General features: G+C 67.9%; 3 protein-coding genes. All 3 read left to right on the top strand.

Going from position 1 to position 2,532, the window contains the following annotated elements; translation table 11 throughout:
- Nucleotides 1-527 precede the first annotated feature (527 nt).
- Nucleotides 528-935, top strand: coding sequence for an OsmC family protein (locus ABZW74_RS24440; RefSeq protein WP_240862574.1), 408 nt, complete (start codon nt 528-530; stop codon nt 933-935).
- Nucleotides 936-991: 56 nt separating this feature from the next.
- Nucleotides 992-1,309 (top strand): acylphosphatase, encoded by a 318-nt coding sequence (locus tag ABZW74_RS24435; RefSeq protein WP_240862576.1) that lies wholly within the window; start codon nt 992-994, stop codon nt 1,307-1,309.
- A 49-nt stretch (nt 1,310-1,358) separates the two neighbouring features.
- On the top strand, nt 1,359-2,532 hold a 1,174-nt coding region (locus ABZW74_RS24430), incomplete at its 3' end, for an AAA family ATPase (RefSeq protein WP_355280091.1).

Below are 2,532 nucleotides of genomic sequence, written 5' to 3'. Positions count from 1 at the left end.
GTAGGAGCTTTCAACCCTACGAGCGCCCGTGCGCCCACCCCCCCACACCCGGCCCGTACGCCTAACTAACCATCCACATTCAGAGCAGAAGGGCCAAAAAATCTAGGGGAAGAACTTCCTCCCCTAAGTTCCAAGTCGTCCCCGCGAAATTTTGTGGGGACGACTCCAAGGATAGGGGAAGAAGTTTCTTCCCCTATTTTCTGTGCGGCCCCCAGGTCGGACGAGCACCCTCGTCGGGTGCGCGTCGGCGTGTCGCGAACCCAGAAACCGCGTGTCCGGTCAGAAACCCGACGCGCACCAGCGGTTTCTGGCCGCACGTGAGGTTTCTTGCCACAAGGGCGGTTTCCGGGACGAGGCCACTCTCTTGCCGCCTCCCCGATCGCCGACGGCGTCGGCGGGTGGGTCGCTGAACAAAACCGGTGACTGCGAGGAATGGTCGAGGTGCCCAAGCCCTTGGTATTGTCCGCGCGGTGCGGCAGCAAACGCCGGTCCGCGAATCACCTGACGCGAGAGGACGCTTGACGACCATGACGGAATTGTGGGTGCAGCGAACGGGCGTGCGACGTTACACCGGACACAGCTCGCGCGGCGCGACGGTACTCGTCGGCTCCGAAGACGTCGAGGGTGTGTTCACCCCCGGGGAGCTGCTCAAGATCGCGTTGGCCGCATGCACCGGGATGTCGTCGGATCGTCCGCTCACCCGGCGGCTCGGCGACGACTACGACGCGACAATTCGGGTCTCGGGTGCCGCCGACCGCGAGAACGAGGTGTACCCGCGACTCGACGAGACGCTCGAGATCGACCTCTCGGAACTGGATCCCGAAGCTGCACAACGGCTCCTGGTGGTGGTCGAGCGCGCCGTCGACGCCGTGTGCACGGTGGGTCGCACCATCAAGGCCGGCGCGCAGGTGCAGCTGCGGATCGACACCGACTGACATCGCCGGAGCCGAAATACGCCGATCGGTACGGATGGAGGAGCAGACTTGCTCCCATGTCCGACAAGCGACACGCCGAGCACGATCCGCCCGATCCCGACCAGCAGGTGCGGTTGATCGCGCATGTCCACGGACGCGTGCAGGGTGTCGGGTTTCGGTGGTGGACCCGCTCGCGGGCCTTGGAACTGGGTCTGGCCGGCTACGCGTCCAATCAGCCCGACGGCCGAGTGCTGGTGGTGGCCGAGGGCACGCGACGCGACGTGGCGGCCTTGGTGGACTTGCTGCGGTCCGGGCAGACGCCCGGCCGGGTGTCGTTGGTGGTTGATCGCCTCGACATCCCGCGGGGTGATCTGGACGGTTTCGCCGAGCGGTGACGGCGTGCGACGCGGATCCGGATCGCGATGGTGAGTAGTCTGTACGGTCGTGCACCTCAAGAGCCTGACCCTGAAGGGCTTCAAGTCGTTTGCCTCGGCGACGACCCTGCGCTTCGAGCCGGGAATCACGTGCGTCGTCGGGCCCAACGGATCGGGTAAATCCAACGTCGTCGACGCTCTGACCTGGGTGATGGGCGAGCAGGGCGCCAAGGCGCTGCGCGGCGGGAAGATGGAAGACGTCATCTTCGCCGGCACCTCCGGTCGTCCCCCGCTGGGCCGGGCAGAGGTGACGCTGACCATCGACAACGCCGACGGTGCACTGCCGATCGAGTACTCCGAGGTCTCCATCACGCGGCGGATGTTCCGCGACGGGGCCGGGGAGTACGAGATCAACGGGAGCTCGTGCCGACTGATGGACGTGCAGGAGCTGTTGTCGGACTCCGGTATCGGGCGAGAGATGCACGTCATCGTCGGGCAGGGTCGCCTCGCCGCAATCCTCGAGTCGCGGCCCGAAGACCGGCGGGCGTTCATCGAGGAGGCCGCCGGGGTTCTCAAGCATCGCAAGCGCAAAGAGAAGGCGGTACGCAAGCTCGACGCCATGCAGGCCAACCTGGCGCGGCTGACCGATCTCACCGCCGAACTGCGTCGCCAGCTCAAGCCGTTGGGGCGCCAGGCCGAGGTCGCCCGGCGGGCCCAGACCGTCCAGGCCGACCTGCGCGACGCCCGGCTGCGGCTGGCCGCCGACGATCTGGTCACCCGACGCGCCGAGATGGCCGAGCAGAGCGCCGTCGAGGACGAGGTGCGGCGCAAACAGGACGAGGTGACCGAGGCGCTGGACCGGATGACCGCCGAGGTCGCCGAGCATGAGCAGCATCTCGCCGAGGTGACTCCGGCGGCGTCGGCGGCCAATCAGGCGTGGTTCCGCCTGTCAGCGCTGGCCGAACGTGTCGACGCGACGTGCCGGGTCGCCGCGGAACGCAGCCGCTATCTGCGCGAACCGGTGAACGAGTCGGGTGGGCCCGACCCCGACGCGCTCGAGCGGCAGGCCGACGAGGCGGCCGCGGCCGAGGCGGAACTGACCGAGGGCGTGCAGATCGCCGCGGAGACTCTCGAGGTGACCCGCGAGGAACTCGCCGAGCGGGAGGCCGTCGCGCAGGCGGCCGAAGCTGCTCACCTGGCGGCCGTACGGGCAATCGCGGATCGGCAGGAGGGGCTAGCTCGCC

This window comes from Gordonia sp. NPDC003585 (genome assembly GCF_040610755.1).
Taxonomy (GTDB): Bacteria; Actinomycetota; Actinomycetes; order Mycobacteriales; family Mycobacteriaceae; genus Gordonia.
This window is presented reverse-complemented; position numbering and strand designations above follow the sequence as displayed.

Excerpts from the sequence above, each read along its gene's own strand:
- ABZW74_RS24440 (WP_240862574.1), top strand. The coding sequence starts at position 528 with ATGACGGAATTGTGGGTGCAGCGAACGGGCGTGCGACGTTACACCGGA.
- ABZW74_RS24435 (WP_240862576.1), top strand. The coding sequence starts at position 992 with ATGTCCGACAAGCGACACGCCGAGCACGATCCGCCCGATCCCGACCAG.